Here is a 14,327-nt window from a genome sequence, read left to right as displayed (position 1 = left end):
TCTACCTTTACTAAACAGTTTGTTTTTGCTAAAATCAAATTAAGAAAGCAAAGAGGAGGAGTTGGTATGAAAAACATTCAAATCCTTTGGGGATATTTATTGTTATATTCTATTTTTTCTCTCACTCTTTTCTTTTTAGACAGGGATATTATTTTAATAACCTTTGTGATTTTTATTCTAGTCGTAAAAATCATCCCTCACCCTGATTCTCATCGGAATCCATTTGCGTTTGGGCTACGTTTTCGTAAGAGACATTAGGAGAGTCAACGGTTATTTCAAAAGCCCTGACATTTTTTAGTAGTTCTAGTTCTTTGCGAGCTTTTTCTATTTCTACTTCTCGCTGTGCATCTTTCAGCTTGGCATCTTTTTCCATAGTCTCAACTTCTACAGTCAGTTTGCGTTCTTCCAAACTGGCTGTTTTTCTTTGTTGCAAGTATGGGAAGAGTCCCTTCACTTTAATACCTTTGATATCAATATCTCCAAACAAAAGCCCTAGTCCTATTAAGCCTGAGTTCAGCATCCAATGATTGTCCGATATGAATTGACTTATGGATTGTAGAGTTATATCTCCTGGACTCTCTACGTTAGAAGTGGCAACGATTTCCTCATTAATTTCAGGATTTTTATATTCATCGATAATAGAATAGAGATTTTTCCACATACTTGATGTGATAGGTTCATTAGTATTAACTCTCAACTGAAGGTGTAATTTCCCATCTTTGAAGTAAAGCGGAGATATGAGACCGTTGATGTATTTTGATAAATCTGTGATATTAAAAATAGTGTGATGGACTGTCAGTGTACTGTATAGAAATTTTGGATTTACTTTTCTTCGTGGCACTTCGTTAATCCACTTGACTTCTCGACGTTTGATATCCGTAGACTGTTCGTAGCCATGGTTTAGGGTTAGTTGCTCTTTCGGCATATCTTTTTCATAGACATCACTTGTGATTTGTCCAATCAAGAAATAGTTAGACTTAAATGATGGAACTATGACGTAATCTCCTACACTCATATCTTCTATAAAGCTATAGAGTCGTTTAGCAGTAAATGTAATTTGGTGTTTTGATAGACTTTTGTCTTGATACACTCTTGCAATTTGTTGCTTGTAGTGCTCTATAGTTTTTTCTGTTGTGAGGAGTAAGTTAGTAGTCTGTAAATCTGCAAGCGTGACTTGGTTGTGATGAATAGAAATGAAGTGGTTGTATTTAAAATCATCGTAATACTTTCCACCCTCTGCTCGAACTAGCCAATATTTTGCACGACTGTTAAATTGATAGATTTCAATTTGATTTTTGTGAGACATTTCAATCTCCTTTTTTATTTCTCCCTATATAAATCAACGACTTCTCCAATGATTCGGAAGTCTGTTTCTGGTGTGATTGGCATATCTTTGTAATCAGGGTTCAAGCTATGTAGGTAGGATTGTTCTGTATCAATAACCAGTTGCTTGATATATGCCTCTCCGTTGTAGTTAAACACTCCGATAACACCGTCATTCAAGTCAACACTTGTCTGGATAAACACTAGGTCGCCATCATGATAATCAGGCTCCATCGAGTCCCCTTTGATCGGGATTACAAAGTCAGCATCTACATCTATTGGCAACTCTATCTGTTCAACTCGTACATCATTCAAATACTGCCCAGTACCAGCAGAAGTAGCGTGGTCGTAGTAGTCGTAACCATAGAGTTGAACAATTTTCTCCGATACTTCGTTTATCTTAGCTTTTCTTCGTTTCTCTTGTTCGTCACGTAATTTTTCAGCGTATGTGATAACTTTACTTTGTCCAGGCGGTTCTAGTTTGTCGTAGATGGATTGGATAGGAGATTTTGAGAGAAGAGCTGGAGTGGCGTTGATTTGAATTTCTTGATCATCATCAAGCATATCAATTAAATTTTCTGTAGAAATTTGCATTCCTTTAGCAATTTTTTCTATTGTGTCATAAGATGGGACAATGGGCTTTTTGGATTTCGGATGTTCATTTTTTTCAAGCATAGAAATATACCCTTTAGTTAAATCAGATAATTCACAAAAAGCATCCATCGATAATTTATGCTCCGTTCTATATGATTTGAGCAATTCTCCTAACTTCATTTAAAAACTCCTTTCTATATATTGTTTAATCTATTATACATCTTTAAATAAAAAAAGTAAATTTTTTTGTTTAACACACTTGACATTTTATGTTTAACGTGTTAAACTATAATCAAGCTTAAAGAAAAGGAGGTAAGGCAAATGATGGAACACATCATAAAAAGCCTAGCAACCAAGGACACTGCAACCGTCATCTTGGCACTAGGCTTAGTCAGAGAAGCACGTTTGTGGCACAAACAAATCTTAGAACACAAACGTAAGCTTCAAAACAAAAAGTAGAGAAAGGGGCAGAAGCCCCAACCTCTACTTGATAGTGTACCATCATTTGCCGTGAAAAGCAATGGATGAAAATGTTGGTTTGATAATCCTAGCAGGATTTGTGATTGTATCTTTCACTATTCGTAAGATAGTGGAATACCGATGTGATAAAAAAGGGAAGGAGTAGGAAAATGGAAAGTGTTTTTTCAGCAGTTCTCGTCTCAGTAATTACTTCGTTTTTGGTAACGGTAATGCTATTGCGAGGATATTCGAATAGATTGACCGAAATGCTTGATTCTTTCTTTCAAAATGAATTGCAAGCACGAGAAAAGATGCAAAAATTTGTTTTAGATACAATAAATGAAATTGCTAATAAATACAAATAAAGCAAAGTTTTTACCGATAGGAGTAGAAAAATGAACGAACTAGAAAGAACAGCCCTCAATGAGATATTGAGGACCGTGACATATATTGCTGAGAAAGTGGATGAACTAGATTCTAAGATTTCTTTGAACGATTCACAAGTTCCTGAGCGATAAAAAAGTCTTAACCTACTTTACACTAGGTCAAGACTTGCATACTTTGATAAGGTTTCACAGTCGGTGTAAAGCAACTGGTTGAAACTTCGCTGGTCATGCGTCCAGCACTGCAATCAACGTGGTTTGGCTAGTCTTTGAGTGCCGCTAGGTAGTTATCTGTCAGTCCCGCTATAAGCAGAGCTGCAGTCCCTCTTATAGTCAGCGACAGGCTCCGTGCAGTCACACTCGCAGTAAAAACGCGTTGGTTACCTAACCAAACTGAATCACTGAACCACAGTCCCCTTCAAAAATTTTGCCAATTTGCATCAGCTCCTTTCTTGTTAAGGATAATATAAATATATACTGTTTTTGAAGGGGGGACATCGGTCTTAAGACCGATTTTTGGAGAAATTCATGGAAGATAAAATCATCGAACTTGCTGATTACTTCATCAGCGAATCTACAACGTACAGAGAAGCTAAAATAGCGTGTGAGAAGCTATTGAAACAAGTCAGCCATGAGATTGAACTCAGGGCGCTGGAAAGTAAAATAAGGGGGAACGATAATGGAACAGCCACATGTTAATGTTGATATTTCTGGTATGGAAAAATTAGCAGAAGTAACTCAAACAGCAGCAGAAGGAATACAAGAATTGATTGCACTAAGAAAAGAATGCGAATTTTTGAGGAAAATGTTGATTGATGAACGGAAGTTCTTTATTGAGACAATGAAGTACCATTTTATTCAAGAGTATCGTTCAACAATTGCTAGCAATCGAGAGCATAAAAAAGAGTTGCAGGAAGCAACTCAGTCAAATTAGCCGTTATGTTCGGTTGGCATGCAAAAGTAGCAACCGTCAAACTGCTTGTAGGGTTCGGTTTGCCTAGCATATTCCATGGCTTGAAAATTGTAGTCGAATTTTCCTAGATACGTGGAATGAATTGTATCAGGTAGATACTTACAAGAAAGTTTATGTACTTCGTGATTATTGTTAGTATCAACGCGATCGTTATACCAATAATGAGTCATAACATTACCTCCTTTCTATTGGAATTTTGACTAAAACGTGAGAGGTCTTAGTCAAGATATATTATAAACCAAACATATTTGATTGTCAACATATTGTATAAGAAAGGATCTGATGTGATTGAAAAACACAACATATGGTATTTCTGATGTGGAATAAAATTGAAAAACAATTAAAAATAAAAGGCTGGTCGATGTACAGATTGGCCAAAGAATCAAATGTCCATCCATCTAATTTTTCTAACCTAAAGGCTGGAAGGATGAAAGAGATGTCATGGACGAATATGTGCAAAATTGCTGATGCACTGGAAGTCAGCTTGGATGAATTTAGATAAGGGGGTGAGTGCGTGCAAGGAGAACGTTTAAGAAAATGGCGCGAGAAAGAGAAGATGTCTCAAGAAGAACTCGCAGAGAAGTCAAATGTTTCTCGAACAACAATACACTTGATTGAGTCAGGTCAGTCGTCAACAGTGAAAATTAGAACGCTTCAAAAATTAGCAGTAGTTTTTAATAAGCAAGTGAAAGATTTTTTTTAAAGTAAATGTTTAACAAGTTAAACAAAATAATATTTTCTATTTTAAAATATTTGTATCGAAGGAGAAAGAATGATTGAAAATAAGCGAAGTGAAAAACAATGCTTTTTATCAGATGCCTCAGTGGCTTTATGAACCGCCATACAATGTGCTGAGTGACAAAGCTAAGCAGATATATATGTTTCTCTTTGATAGGCGGACATTGTCAATTCAAAACAAATGGTTTGATGAGAAAGGGGATGTTTACGTCTATTATACGAACGAGCAACTTATGGAGAAGCTTAATTGTAGTAAACCAACAATCATATCAGCAAAAAAAGAACTTGCTGATATGGGATTGCTTAGAGAGTTTCGGCAAGGTGTGAATAAACCAAACAGGTTATACATTTCCGGAAGTAAAAAAACTTTACTTCAAGAAGTAAAAAAAGTTGACCACGGAAGTAAAAAAACTTTACTTCAAGAAGTAAAAAAAGTTGACACAATCAAGACTGATAATATCAATACTAATTTATCAAGACTGAGTGAATCAGAGGGTGGTGGTGCTAACTATATAGATAGTATAGAGGACGCCCCAGCAGAAAATGACCTTGGAATTGTTCACGATTGGATTTTTTCAGAGTTTGGAAGACAGCCGACACCGTTTGAGATTGAAGATTTGAATTACTTCTTACAAGACCATAGTAAAGAGGTTATCAAATTAGCAATCAAGGAATGCGTAGGTAATGGTAAACCTTACTTCAAGTATCTCAGTAGTATTTTGAGAGATTGGAAGCAGAAGGGTCTAGTGACTGCTGAGTTAGTAGAGAACAGACAGAAACCGAAGCGGTCAAGTGCTTATCAAGGAAATACCTTGAAATTATCAGATGATGGTTACAACCCACGACTGGGATTCTAGGAGGGTGCTATGCGAGCAGTATCAAGAGATGAATTGCAGGGTAGATTTTTACAGATAGAAACTTTGGATACCCAATGCCCCAAGCATGAGGGAGTCTATATGTGGCGCTCAGTCAACCCTTGCACGCAGAATGTGCGGACTTATTGCCCTGAATGTGAACAGGAGAAAATCAACAGTCAAGCAGGCGAACAACTTGCTCAAGCTGAGGCTCAAATCAGAAATACAAGATCCTACTCTTTATTTTCTAAGGAGAGCATCATTCCACCTGATTTACAAAATGCTACTATCGGCAACTTTGAGATTCACACAAACCAAGACGCTGAAGCAGTCAATTTCGCTAAGCGTGTGACGGTTGACTATGTGAAGGAGCGATATGAGGGGAATACGATTATCAGCGGTCCGCCTGGAGTTGGCAAGAGCCATCTAGCAGTTGGAATTGCCAAGACGCTGAACGAGAGTTTCCAGAAGTTCCAGTTGAAGCGCTCAGTGGTCTATATTCCCTCTATGGAACTATTCTCACGGATGAAAGACGCTTTTAGATACAAGGATTCCAAGTGGGAAGAAAGACGGACTATCCAGTTCTTGCAGAAAGTGGACTTCTTGATTTTGGACGACCTTGGCAAAGAGTCAAGTGTAGGCGATGAAATCAAGCAGGGGAACAACTGGATGCAAAAAGTCCTGTATCAGATACTTGAAAACAGGACGAATACGATTATAACCACGAACTATGGAGGCAATCACTTGGAGCAACTTTACGAGAAAAGCCTCGTAGATAGAATAACGAAAGGAAACATGAAGACTAATGCGTTCAAATTTAGCAATGACACAGAGTCTAGACGCACCTTGTCAGCAAGCGACTACTGAAGAACGTCAGAAAATTATTGAACAGTTTGAAGAAGAACATTACGGATTATCTAGCTTGCTGAAAGAGCGGTTGCTGATTACAAGCGACTACCAGTTCACAAGAAAGATGAACGAACTGACGTACTATGCAACAAATGGAAGCGTCTATAGAACCTAAAAATAAAAGCACCTGACGGCAATCAGGCGCTAATCAAAAATTACTAATTGAATTATATCACAAAAATGCTTGCCCGCATAGTTGAGAGGATGTAAAAAAATGGAAGGTATAACGCTACAATTACGATTGGATGGCGAAAGTGCTGAATTGTTCACGAATCAATTGTTGGCCTTTGCTGAAAAGCAGGTCAAGGAGCAGTTAGAGAATGATCGCATGCCAATCAATCAACAGGCTTTGATGAAGAAGTTCGGCTTCACTCATGGCTATGTTAAGCAGTTAGAACGTAAAGGATTAAGATTTCGTAAGCAAGGGAAAGATATTATGTACGATGTCAATGATGTTTATGAGATTTTGGAATTAGAGAAAGAAGTACGAAAATTAAGAGCGTAAGGAGAGAGAGAAAAAATGTTTGAACCACCATTAATCAACCAGATTTTAGGAACTGGCGCAGTGATTTTAGGATTTATCGGAGCAGGAATTTTAGCACGACAAATGGAGCTGCACGAACTTGAGAAACAACGAAAGTTGGAAGAACGTGATACGAAGATTATACAAGCGTTTAACGAAGCGGTTGAAATCGGTCGTGAGCTTGAACGTGAGGAAATCCGTCAAAACATCCGCAGAGAGTTTCAAGGATTTACGTTTGATAAAGAACGCCCTGAAGGTTTGAAGCCAGAGCCGTTAGCTTTGCCAGAACCTAAGAAAGTGATTATGAAAGTGTTACGCTGAGGATAAGATAATGACTAGAATTGAACTTGAAAACCGTGTGTGGCTTTTGGCCAACCATGAAGAAAAAAACGAATTGCTGGATCTTGGGCTAACGTCCAAGGCCGGATATGTGAAACGAGTGCTGGAACTTGGAAAGGTGTATGCTCATGTTTGATTATGACAGAGATATGATGCAACCACCCGAAGAGCGAGAAGAACTCGACCCAAGCGAGTACATCTATGTTGGATGTGGTCAGTATCGATATGTGGGTGATGAAATATGATTGAGGAACTACTTGCAGAAATCGACAACTGGCGAGCTGATTATATGCATCTTGGAATTGAGCTCGGAGAAATTATCAACAACCAACAAAATATTATTTTGAAATTACAAAACGAAAATAGACGTATAAAACGTGAAAATTGGAATTTGAAGAAGACGAAAGGAAGAAGAAAATGACAAATAATCAATTAGTAGCACAGACAAAACGTGACATTACTACTGACCCAAGTTCATTGACTGGGGCAGACATCAAAAAGTATTTTGACCCACAAAACCTGTTGACTGAAAAACAAATAGGTCAGGCTCTAGCTTTATGTAAAGGTCGCAATCTTAACCCATTTGCTAACGAGGTCTACATTGTGGCTTACAAAAATCGTAATGGAGGCACTGAGTTCAGTTTGATTGTCTCCAAAGAGGCTTTCTTGAAACGTGCCGCTCAATGTAAAGACTATGAGGGATTTGAGGCTGGAGTAGTGACAGTGGATGGCGAGGGCGTTATGCACGAACGCAAAGGGGCAATCATGCTCCCAGGAGACACACTAATAGGCGGATGGGCAAGAGTGTACCGTAAAAATTTCAAGGTACCTGTGGAAATCTTTGTTAGCCGTGAGGAATATGACAAGAAACAAAGCACCTGGAACTCTATGCCAGCTACCATGATTAGAAAGACGGCTCTGGTAAATGCTCTTAGAGAGGCTTTCCCTGAGGACTTAGGCAATATGTACACAGAGGATGACGGTGGAGAAACATTTGACCGTATCAAAGATGTCACACCTCAAGAAAGTCGAGAGGATGTCGTAGCACGCAAGATGGCTCAGATTGAACAATTCAACAAAGTACAAGAGGCGAATCACCCAGTTCCTAAACCTACTCAAGTTGAGGAGTCGATCCAGAGCGAACCGTTACAAGGCGAACTCTTAGAAGAAATGGAGTACTAACATGCAAGAATTACAAGTAAGTGTCACTCAGGCAGAGGTTGAGATTTTAGACCGTGAATTGTTTGAACAAAATATTAAAGAAGTGGTAACGAAGTACCAGAATTATACAGTTACTGCTTCGACAATCAAGGACGATAAGCAGGTTTTAGCTGATCTCAGAAAACTGTTCAAGCAGATATCTGACGAGCGTATCAAAATCAAAAAGGATTTGTCAAAAACTGCTGATGATTTCAACGAATACATCACCGAGCAGGTTGAACCGCTGGACGGTGTTATCAAAAAGATTGCGAAAGATGTCAAAGAGTTTGAAGACCATCAGAAAGCACTCAGACTGGATACAGTCAAGAGCTATATCACAAATAAGGCGTCAGAATACATGCTTGACCCTCGTCTATTTGACGAGAAAGCCCTTGAGTACATCAAGGCAGGCGATTTCATGGCTGACGGTGTGACACTCAAGAAAGTTACGATGAAGTCGCTTGATGACATGATTACATTTGAGTATCAGAAGCAAGAAGAGTATAAGAAAACCATCTCAGCAATCTCAGGACAATGTGCCGAGTACGGAATGACAGACCAGCCATATATTCGGATGTTGAAAGACATGACTTTGGTTGAAGTGTTGGAACAAATCAAGGTAGACCACGCTTTTGAAAAGCAAAAAGAAGAAGTTAGATTGGCTCAAGAGCGAGCTGAACGAGAACGTGAAGAAGATTTAGCTCAGCAACAAAATGAACATCCAGAGTTTAGAACAATACTTGGCTGTCATATCGACGAGGAAACGCAAGAATTTGACCCAGAGACGGGCGAAATCTTAGACGGTGGGCAATTATCCCAAAACCAACAAAAAGCTGTCAGTGGGGCTGAAAACGGCTTAAAACGATATACCCAAAAAATGACCTTGGAAGTGTATTTCGCTGACACGGAAGAAAAAGACTATTTCAAGAATAGCCTTGCGGATTTGGGATTTGAATACAAGAAAAACTACACTGTCCAAGGTTATCAACGTATCGAGCCGTTGACGCAGGCAGAATTGGATGAACTGATTAAATAAACCAACTTTTTCCATTTTGGAAACAACTCAAAAAACAACAAGCCGTGCATTCTTGTAAAACTGCGAACTAGAAAACGTCAGTAAAGGTCATGTGACCTTGGACGAGCGACTGCCCGTATTTAGCCAATTCTCACAAAGGCAGTCGCATTTTTTTGAAATGACATGAATGAAATCAAAGAAAAGGCTCTGGCAAAATTGCTAGAGGAATTAAAAGGAGATCATGGACCAGCTGAAGATGCAATACACAATTGGATTTGTGATCAAGAGGACGAAAAGCTTTTCGAAGGAGTTTTGGGTGATAAGAAATCTATTAGAGAAGCTTTGAACTATTGCGCTAGCCAGGCTAAGAACTTTAAGTCAGGAACTTGTGCGATGGTAGATGACTCTACCGTATTCGGTTGGGTCTATAAGTACTTTACTGGCAAAACCAAAAAGGTTGAGGCAATCCATGCGACTGTAGTAGTCGGCCAACAACCTGAAAAACCAAAATCTAAAAAAGTTAAAAAACAGAAAAATGTTATTGACGGTCAGCTCGATTTATTCGGAGAATTAGCATGACAAAAAATCAAAAAATAATTGCCGGACGTTTGAAACCGCCCCAAAAATTCTTTGACTGGTGCTATTCGCAGATCCCGACCATCAAATGGTCTAACAAATCTCAAACTATTCAGAGCGATCGGACAGGTTGTAGAGTTATCGAAAAACGTCTGACAAAATCGAGCAGATTAGACTTTTACGACAAATTCTACAGTTTCGCAATTATTCTTGTGACGTGCAAACGGATTGAAATCCAATCTTACGGATTCTGGTCGCGATACACGAACGGCAAGCAATCTATTAGGAGGCAACTTACAAACTTTGAGCAGATGAGCGACAATCAAGTTACACAACTGACTGAAAGATGCGGAGTCTACGCTCCTGGGCTTACTCCTAACTTCACAGGCCAAGGAGCATATTCAGGAACAATATTTTTTGAAAACAATTGGGAGAATAAGATTCGAGAAATTTCCGAATTGAAGTACTTGGAATTTCCTCGTGGGTTGGGCTACTATCATTTGCCACACATGTATAAATACCGCTCTGAAATCGAGTTTCTTCAGAAAATAAATGCCTGGAGAATGGCTACGGATCTCGCTTATGATGTTACTGAATATGATGGATGGCATGTGAGAAAAGCGGTTGATTGCCGTGTCGTAACAAAGAAATGGCTTCATGAAAATAAGCGATTTTTCAAAAATACAGATAGGTCCTTCAGAGATTATGAGCTAGAACGTCGCATCAAATTGAGAGGTGGCACGCTTGTTCCTGGTATTGAAAAAATCCTGACTTATCAAGACATCAACAAAATCCCCAAAGCTGCCAAAATGAACAGATTCCAGAATTGGTTCTTAAAAAACAAAGTTAATTTTGACTACTATGTAGACTATATCAGCATGTTGAACGAGCTTGATATACCCATTGATACTGACAATCTCATCATGCCGAAAGATTTAGTCAAAGCGCATGATAATGCGGTTAAGCTGCTCATACAGCACAAGAGCGAGATTGAACAGCGCAAGTTCGAGAAGCGTCTGAAATCTTTGGCCAAATACGAGAAAGCGGTAGGCCAGTATCTCTTTAAACCGGCCTATAATTCCGGAGAATTGATTTTGGAAGGGAAGGCATTGTCTCATTGTGTTGGTAGTGCTAGGTATACTCAAGATCATGCGAACGGCAAAACAACAATCATATTCGTTAGGTCAAAAGATGAACCAGACAAGCCGTTTTTCACTTTGGAATACAAGGATGACCGAATCACTCAAATTAGGGGGAAACACAATTTATCAGCTCCAGAAGAAATTCGGCAAACTGCAGAACAATGGCTGGTAGAAATCAACAAAAATACAAAACACGCATAAGGAGAAAAATAAATGCTAAACAAAATCGACATACCAGGAACAGATATCACACTTGAAATCGTGGACAAGACCATCACGATCACCAATAAAATTGAATATGATATGCAGATGCATTTTAGAAATACAGATGCAGATGCTTCTCTTGATACAAGTGGCGACGTGTTTGAGCCTCTCTACTGGTTAGATATTAAGGCGACACCTAAAATGCCGACAGAGTATCATACGAGCCTTGGAATCAAGAGAGAAAAGCGTCACTTGGCCGAACTTCAGAAGTTCTTTGAGTTTATTGAGAGTAATAAACGAAACCTATTTGATCTCTGTGGATTCAAGGGAGAACTGCAATGAAATCTCTGACATTATCGTTAGACATTTCAACTACTGCGACAGGCTGGGCCGTATTTCACGGCTCTGATCTTGTTCAGAGTGGTGTCTTAAAGCATAAAAGCAAATCGTTCTTTGAACGTGGGCGGTTCATGGCTAGTGAATTGCGAGCGATTCAATCGAGAGCGCTCCATAAGTACGACTGCCATTTTGAATCAATTGTGGTCGAGAAGAACTCAGTCATGGGGCCAAATCAGCAGTCTATGATTAGTATTGGAATTGTGACAGGTATCATTCTTGGCCGACTGATTGCTGACAATGTGTACTTCGTGAATGTGTCGACCTGGCGCAAGTATTGGCAGTTTAGTTACAAAGACCGTAGCAAAAAATCGATGAAACTGCAGGCAGTTGCTAAGGTGTCTGATGAATTCGACCTGAACGTCAAAGATGACGAGGCAGATGCGGTTCTGATTGGTTCGTATTTTGTAAACCAAGGGCATGAATTTGGAGAGCTGGAAAGCCATAAGATAAGTTAAGGAGTTGGAAGATGAATGTTAAGGAATTAATTGAGAAATACAAAAGATATGAGGGGAAGTGGAATGGTAAAACAGGAGAACTAGCTCGTCAAATTTTTCTAGAAGACTTGAAACAACTAGACGAGCCAGAAAAAGTCAAAGTTCCGCAGTTTGTGGATGATGTGATTGAGGGTGCAAGAGAACATAGTCCAGAACTAGAGGATGCGTTGCATTATGCTTGTAGCAATGGAAGCCAGGAATTTACGGAATGGTATCAAAAGAAATCCAACAGAGATCTCTTCGCTCGTGCATGGCTTGACGGCTACGAGGTCGAGAAAGAGAAAAGGTATTATGTAAGGTTTAAATGGATTGAATCAGCATATAGTTACTTAACCTTGATTAAGCACCTTCACGCTTGGACGTTAAAGAATATAACATTAGATAAAAAATTTCGTACAGCACACACCCGCAAAGAACTAGAAGACGCTGGCTTCGGCTGGGTGTTTGATTGCCCAGGGATTGAGATTGAGGAGGTAGAAGGATGATACAAACGCTTGAAGAAGGAATGAAGAATCAAAGTAAATGCATAAAAGTCCCAAGGGAAATCAGACCGTTTGATGTGGGTTATCGAATAGTGAATCAACATGGAAATCCGCTTGCCTTAAAAAACGGAGCAAGCATATTCGATTTACCTTCGCTGGCTGAAAAAGCCATTAAGAAAGAGTTTGGAAAAAATGATCCAGACTTTGACATCGAAAAACATTTTGTCGAAGAGGTCGTTATTGTCAATTTAAGTAAATTTCATAGTTATTTTGAGGAGGTTGAGTGATGGAATTTTTACTAACAAGCACAAGCGGGTGGGTTGAAAATCGAATCCCTAACGCCGTGATTAAAAAATACACAAAAATACAAGTTAGAGGCTGTTCGACATTTGAAGAATATGATGAGCGATTTTCTAGGATAGAAGGCAGTTGGCTTTCTGAAGGAGTTAATCATAAAACGTCTAAAGGTCGAATACAAAGAGAATTTCCGAACGGTGCAGAGGGGCATTTTATCGAAATCAATTCGATAGAGGAGTTGCTAGAATTTCAAAAAAAAGTTGGAAACGAGCTAATAATTACTTCTGCTATTGACAATGAATCAATTCCAGCTATTGAAATTTACAATAATTACAGGGAGTGAACATGAAACGATTCATAGCTATTTGGATTTTATTGTCTGCTGGATTAAACATCTGGCAGATGGACAGGATTCGAGATTTGGAAGAAAAGAAGCCGATGGTTATCTACAAGGCAGATAACGCAGGCGCTGAGATATTTGGTAAGGTGGTCGAGAAAGGACGACATGGAAAACTATACACGCTTACGATTCGTGATTACGGGGTGTTCGTGGTTACGAAGGACGTGTATGAAAAAGTGAAAGTTGGAGACGAGGTGTTACTATGACAGAAACTATTAAACTACCAGACTATTATGAGCCTGATTGGAAAAATGCAAGGTACGGGTCGTTGGAAGAGCTTAAAGAATTGTTGCTCTTTAAGCGTATTGTGAAATGGGATAAGGACTTTTTGCTGCTTGAAGACGGCACAAAGGTCACTATTGAAATGTCTGAAAGTGATTGCTGTGCCTCAGCAGATGGGGAGTTCCAAGATGTATCACTTGACGCTGTGATTACTAATGTTGAAATTGGAGAACCGGAAGAAATCCCCGACCATTGGGGAACTGGTTATAAAAACAAAGTAACTATCTTCCATAATCAGAACCCTGTAGCTATTGCCAATTGTGAAGCAGAGCATAACGGCTATTATTACAGCGTAGGCTCTTTAGTGATTGGTGATATTCATTTTCCAGTTGTTAATGCTTAGGAGGATTTAACATGACACCAAGATATATAGCGTGGATAAAAACAGAAAAACGTATGTTTTTTTCAGATGACATTCTTGCTATTGACTACGAAAACGAAGAAATAGTGACACAACAAGTTTATTTTGAGAATGGTTTACCAGACGATAGATTTATCTATTGTTACAAAACTGACGAAATCGAACTCATGCAAACAACAGGACTCAAGGACAAGAACGGCAAGGAAATCTTTGAAGGCGACATTGTCAAAATGTCTAAGGATGTCTATTCTGAACCGACTTATTACGAGGTTGTAAGGCATTACGGTGGAGCGTATCGTCTTAAATCCAAACAACACGGATGTGAATTGTGGCTACGACATACTAATTGCGAGGTTGTAGGCAACATCTACGAAAACAGA

Annotated in this window: 29 protein-coding genes; 27 read left to right on the top strand and 2 right to left on the bottom strand. The window is 39.0% G+C overall.

Translation table 11 applies throughout. The annotated features are described in order from the left end of the window. Positions 1-190 precede the first annotated feature (190 nt). Complete coding sequence (locus tag HT679_RS02675) at positions 191-1,306, bottom strand: hypothetical protein (RefSeq protein ID WP_173212792.1); 1,116 nt, start codon at positions 1,304-1,306, stop codon at positions 191-193. Between the two features lie 14 nt (positions 1,307-1,320). After that, complete coding sequence (locus HT679_RS02670) at positions 1,321-2,097, bottom strand: S24 family peptidase (protein WP_173212790.1); 777 nt, start codon at positions 2,095-2,097, stop codon at positions 1,321-1,323. 141 nt (positions 2,098-2,238) lie between these two features. On the opposite strand from HT679_RS02670, the gene HT679_RS02665 reads away from it, so the two are divergent. The 27 genes from HT679_RS02665 to HT679_RS02545 all read left to right on the top strand — a co-directional run. Next, entirely contained in the window at positions 2,239-2,376 is a 138-nt protein-coding gene (locus HT679_RS02665; RefSeq protein ID WP_153192915.1) for a hypothetical protein, read from the top strand. 170 nt (positions 2,377-2,546) lie between these two features. Next, positions 2,547-2,741, top strand: coding sequence for a hypothetical protein (locus HT679_RS02660; protein ID WP_173212788.1), 195 nt, complete (start codon positions 2,547-2,549; stop codon positions 2,739-2,741). Positions 2,742-2,771: 30 nt separating this feature from the next. Then, positions 2,772-2,894, top strand: a complete 123-nt coding sequence (locus HT679_RS11535; protein ID WP_275689794.1) for a hypothetical protein — start codon at positions 2,772-2,774, stop codon at positions 2,892-2,894. Between the two features lie 393 nt (positions 2,895-3,287). Further along, the gene (locus HT679_RS02655) at positions 3,288-3,458 is read left to right on the top strand and encodes a hypothetical protein (RefSeq protein ID WP_173212785.1); all 171 of its coding nucleotides are present in this window, start codon (positions 3,288-3,290) and stop codon (positions 3,456-3,458) included. After that, complete coding sequence (locus tag HT679_RS02650) at positions 3,439-3,693, top strand: hypothetical protein (RefSeq protein WP_173212783.1); 255 nt, start codon at positions 3,439-3,441, stop codon at positions 3,691-3,693. Before HT679_RS02655 ends, HT679_RS02650 begins: the two co-directional genes overlap by 20 nt. Positions 3,694-4,048: 355 nt before the next feature. After that, positions 4,049-4,234, top strand: coding sequence for a helix-turn-helix transcriptional regulator (locus HT679_RS02645; RefSeq protein ID WP_173212781.1), 186 nt, complete (start codon positions 4,049-4,051; stop codon positions 4,232-4,234). Positions 4,235-4,246: 12 nt separating this feature from the next. After that, the gene (locus HT679_RS02640; RefSeq protein WP_001161207.1) at positions 4,247-4,435 is read left to right on the top strand and encodes a helix-turn-helix transcriptional regulator; all 189 of its coding nucleotides are present in this window, start codon (positions 4,247-4,249) and stop codon (positions 4,433-4,435) included. A gap of 73 nt (positions 4,436-4,508) precedes the next feature. Beyond that, positions 4,509-5,327, top strand: a complete 819-nt coding sequence (locus HT679_RS02635; protein WP_240149571.1) for a replication initiator protein A — start codon at positions 4,509-4,511, stop codon at positions 5,325-5,327. A gap of 9 nt (positions 5,328-5,336) precedes the next feature. Next, entirely contained in the window at positions 5,337-6,191 is an 855-nt protein-coding gene (locus HT679_RS02630) for an ATP-binding protein (RefSeq protein WP_173212779.1), read from the top strand. Then, the gene (locus HT679_RS02625; RefSeq protein ID WP_240149570.1) at positions 6,130-6,348 is read left to right on the top strand and encodes a hypothetical protein; all 219 of its coding nucleotides are present in this window, start codon (positions 6,130-6,132) and stop codon (positions 6,346-6,348) included. Before HT679_RS02630 ends, HT679_RS02625 begins: the two co-directional genes overlap by 62 nt. 99 nt (positions 6,349-6,447) lie before the next feature. Beyond that, positions 6,448-6,738, top strand: a complete 291-nt coding sequence (locus HT679_RS02620) for a hypothetical protein (protein WP_057488003.1) — start codon at positions 6,448-6,450, stop codon at positions 6,736-6,738. A gap of 15 nt (positions 6,739-6,753) precedes the next feature. Further along, a complete protein-coding gene (locus HT679_RS02615; RefSeq protein ID WP_173212777.1) occupies positions 6,754-7,077 on the top strand; it encodes a hypothetical protein in 324 nt (107 codons plus the stop codon). 10 nt (positions 7,078-7,087) lie between these two features. Beyond that, entirely contained in the window at positions 7,088-7,231 is a 144-nt protein-coding gene (locus HT679_RS02610; protein ID WP_173212775.1) for a hypothetical protein, read from the top strand. Beyond that, complete coding sequence (locus HT679_RS11530; RefSeq protein ID WP_275689795.1) at positions 7,218-7,340, top strand: hypothetical protein; 123 nt, start codon at positions 7,218-7,220, stop codon at positions 7,338-7,340. The genes HT679_RS02610 and HT679_RS11530 overlap by 14 nt, the downstream gene beginning before the upstream one ends. Beyond that, positions 7,337-7,516: a hypothetical protein gene (locus tag HT679_RS02605; RefSeq protein WP_173212773.1), complete on the top strand. Its 180-nt coding sequence runs from the start codon at positions 7,337-7,339 to the stop codon at positions 7,514-7,516. The genes HT679_RS11530 and HT679_RS02605 overlap by 4 nt, the downstream gene beginning before the upstream one ends. Then, on the top strand, positions 7,513-8,277 hold the full coding sequence (gene bet, locus HT679_RS02600; RefSeq protein WP_173212771.1) for a phage recombination protein Bet: 765 nt from the start codon (positions 7,513-7,515) through the stop codon (positions 8,275-8,277). The genes HT679_RS02605 and bet overlap by 4 nt, the downstream gene beginning before the upstream one ends. Before the next feature lies 1 nt (position 8,278). Further along, positions 8,279-9,331 (top strand): DUF1351 domain-containing protein, encoded by a 1,053-nt coding sequence (locus tag HT679_RS02595; RefSeq protein ID WP_173212769.1) that lies wholly within the window; start codon positions 8,279-8,281, stop codon positions 9,329-9,331. A gap of 162 nt (positions 9,332-9,493) precedes the next feature. Beyond that, a complete protein-coding gene (locus tag HT679_RS02590) occupies positions 9,494-9,889 on the top strand; it encodes a Cas9 inhibitor AcrIIA9 family protein (protein WP_173212766.1) in 396 nt (131 codons plus the stop codon). Further along, the gene (locus HT679_RS02585) at positions 9,886-11,229 is read left to right on the top strand and encodes a PcfJ domain-containing protein (protein WP_173212765.1); all 1,344 of its coding nucleotides are present in this window, start codon (positions 9,886-9,888) and stop codon (positions 11,227-11,229) included. Before HT679_RS02590 ends, HT679_RS02585 begins: the two co-directional genes overlap by 4 nt. Before the next feature lie 12 nt (positions 11,230-11,241). Further along, positions 11,242-11,574 carry a hypothetical protein gene (locus HT679_RS02580; RefSeq protein ID WP_153199852.1) on the top strand — a complete coding sequence of 111 codons (333 nt, stop codon included), beginning with the start codon at positions 11,242-11,244 and terminating at the stop codon, positions 11,572-11,574. After that, positions 11,571-12,086, top strand: a complete 516-nt coding sequence (locus tag HT679_RS02575; RefSeq protein WP_173212762.1) for a hypothetical protein — start codon at positions 11,571-11,573, stop codon at positions 12,084-12,086. Before HT679_RS02580 ends, HT679_RS02575 begins: the two co-directional genes overlap by 4 nt. 11 nt (positions 12,087-12,097) lie before the next feature. After that, positions 12,098-12,610: a DUF1642 domain-containing protein gene (locus HT679_RS02570; protein WP_173212760.1), complete on the top strand. Its 513-nt coding sequence runs from the start codon at positions 12,098-12,100 to the stop codon at positions 12,608-12,610. Then, a complete protein-coding gene (locus HT679_RS02565; RefSeq protein ID WP_173212758.1) occupies positions 12,607-12,894 on the top strand; it encodes a hypothetical protein in 288 nt (95 codons plus the stop codon). Before HT679_RS02570 ends, HT679_RS02565 begins: the two co-directional genes overlap by 4 nt. Continuing rightward, entirely contained in the window at positions 12,894-13,247 is a 354-nt protein-coding gene (locus HT679_RS02560) for a hypothetical protein (protein WP_173212756.1), read from the top strand. Before HT679_RS02565 ends, HT679_RS02560 begins: the two co-directional genes overlap by 1 nt. 2 nt (positions 13,248-13,249) lie before the next feature. Further along, positions 13,250-13,510 carry a DUF1372 family protein gene (locus HT679_RS02555; protein WP_049515369.1) on the top strand — a complete coding sequence of 87 codons (261 nt, stop codon included), beginning with the start codon at positions 13,250-13,252 and terminating at the stop codon, positions 13,508-13,510. Beyond that, positions 13,507-13,929, top strand: coding sequence for a hypothetical protein (locus HT679_RS02550; protein WP_173212754.1), 423 nt, complete (start codon positions 13,507-13,509; stop codon positions 13,927-13,929). Before HT679_RS02555 ends, HT679_RS02550 begins: the two co-directional genes overlap by 4 nt. A gap of 11 nt (positions 13,930-13,940) precedes the next feature. Beyond that, positions 13,941-14,327, top strand: a 387-nt coding sequence (locus HT679_RS02545) for a YopX family protein (RefSeq protein ID WP_173212752.1), incomplete at its 3' end; no start/stop codon positions are given.

It is taken from the genome of Streptococcus sp. 4886, assembly GCF_013276485.1.
Lineage (GTDB): Bacteria > Bacillota > Bacilli > Lactobacillales > Streptococcaceae > Streptococcus.
This window is presented reverse-complemented; position numbering and strand designations above follow the sequence as displayed.

Bases quoted from the DNA above. Each gene is read 5' to 3' on its own strand.
- HT679_RS02675 (WP_173212792.1), bottom strand. From the start codon at position 1,306: ATGTCTCACAAAAATCAAATTGAAATCTATCAATTTAACAGTCGTGCA.
- HT679_RS02670 (WP_173212790.1), bottom strand. From the start codon at position 2,097: ATGAAGTTAGGAGAATTGCTCAAATCATATAGAACGGAGCATAAATTA.
- HT679_RS02665 (WP_153192915.1), top strand. From the start codon at position 2,239: ATGATGGAACACATCATAAAAAGCCTAGCAACCAAGGACACTGCAACC.
- HT679_RS02660 (WP_173212788.1), top strand. From the start codon at position 2,547: ATGGAAAGTGTTTTTTCAGCAGTTCTCGTCTCAGTAATTACTTCGTTT.
- HT679_RS11535 (WP_275689794.1), top strand. From the start codon at position 2,772: ATGAACGAACTAGAAAGAACAGCCCTCAATGAGATATTGAGGACCGTG.
- HT679_RS02655 (WP_173212785.1), top strand. From the start codon at position 3,288: ATGGAAGATAAAATCATCGAACTTGCTGATTACTTCATCAGCGAATCT.
- HT679_RS02650 (WP_173212783.1), top strand. From the start codon at position 3,439: ATGGAACAGCCACATGTTAATGTTGATATTTCTGGTATGGAAAAATTA.
- HT679_RS02645 (WP_173212781.1), top strand. From the start codon at position 4,049: ATGTGGAATAAAATTGAAAAACAATTAAAAATAAAAGGCTGGTCGATG.
- HT679_RS02630 (WP_173212779.1), top strand. From the start codon at position 5,337: ATGCGAGCAGTATCAAGAGATGAATTGCAGGGTAGATTTTTACAGATA.
- HT679_RS02625 (WP_240149570.1), top strand. From the start codon at position 6,130: ATGCGTTCAAATTTAGCAATGACACAGAGTCTAGACGCACCTTGTCAG.
- HT679_RS02620 (WP_057488003.1), top strand. From the start codon at position 6,448: ATGGAAGGTATAACGCTACAATTACGATTGGATGGCGAAAGTGCTGAA.
- HT679_RS02615 (WP_173212777.1), top strand. From the start codon at position 6,754: ATGTTTGAACCACCATTAATCAACCAGATTTTAGGAACTGGCGCAGTG.
- HT679_RS02610 (WP_173212775.1), top strand. From the start codon at position 7,088: ATGACTAGAATTGAACTTGAAAACCGTGTGTGGCTTTTGGCCAACCAT.
- HT679_RS11530 (WP_275689795.1), top strand. From the start codon at position 7,218: ATGCTCATGTTTGATTATGACAGAGATATGATGCAACCACCCGAAGAG.
- HT679_RS02605 (WP_173212773.1), top strand. From the start codon at position 7,337: ATGATTGAGGAACTACTTGCAGAAATCGACAACTGGCGAGCTGATTAT.
- bet (WP_173212771.1), top strand. From the start codon at position 7,513: ATGACAAATAATCAATTAGTAGCACAGACAAAACGTGACATTACTACT.
- HT679_RS02595 (WP_173212769.1), top strand. From the start codon at position 8,279: ATGCAAGAATTACAAGTAAGTGTCACTCAGGCAGAGGTTGAGATTTTA.
- HT679_RS02590 (WP_173212766.1), top strand. From the start codon at position 9,494: ATGAATGAAATCAAAGAAAAGGCTCTGGCAAAATTGCTAGAGGAATTA.
- HT679_RS02585 (WP_173212765.1), top strand. From the start codon at position 9,886: ATGACAAAAAATCAAAAAATAATTGCCGGACGTTTGAAACCGCCCCAA.
- HT679_RS02580 (WP_153199852.1), top strand. From the start codon at position 11,242: ATGCTAAACAAAATCGACATACCAGGAACAGATATCACACTTGAAATC.
- HT679_RS02575 (WP_173212762.1), top strand. From the start codon at position 11,571: ATGAAATCTCTGACATTATCGTTAGACATTTCAACTACTGCGACAGGC.
- HT679_RS02570 (WP_173212760.1), top strand. From the start codon at position 12,098: ATGAATGTTAAGGAATTAATTGAGAAATACAAAAGATATGAGGGGAAG.
- HT679_RS02565 (WP_173212758.1), top strand. From the start codon at position 12,607: ATGATACAAACGCTTGAAGAAGGAATGAAGAATCAAAGTAAATGCATA.
- HT679_RS02560 (WP_173212756.1), top strand. From the start codon at position 12,894: ATGGAATTTTTACTAACAAGCACAAGCGGGTGGGTTGAAAATCGAATC.
- HT679_RS02555 (WP_049515369.1), top strand. From the start codon at position 13,250: ATGAAACGATTCATAGCTATTTGGATTTTATTGTCTGCTGGATTAAAC.
- HT679_RS02550 (WP_173212754.1), top strand. From the start codon at position 13,507: ATGACAGAAACTATTAAACTACCAGACTATTATGAGCCTGATTGGAAA.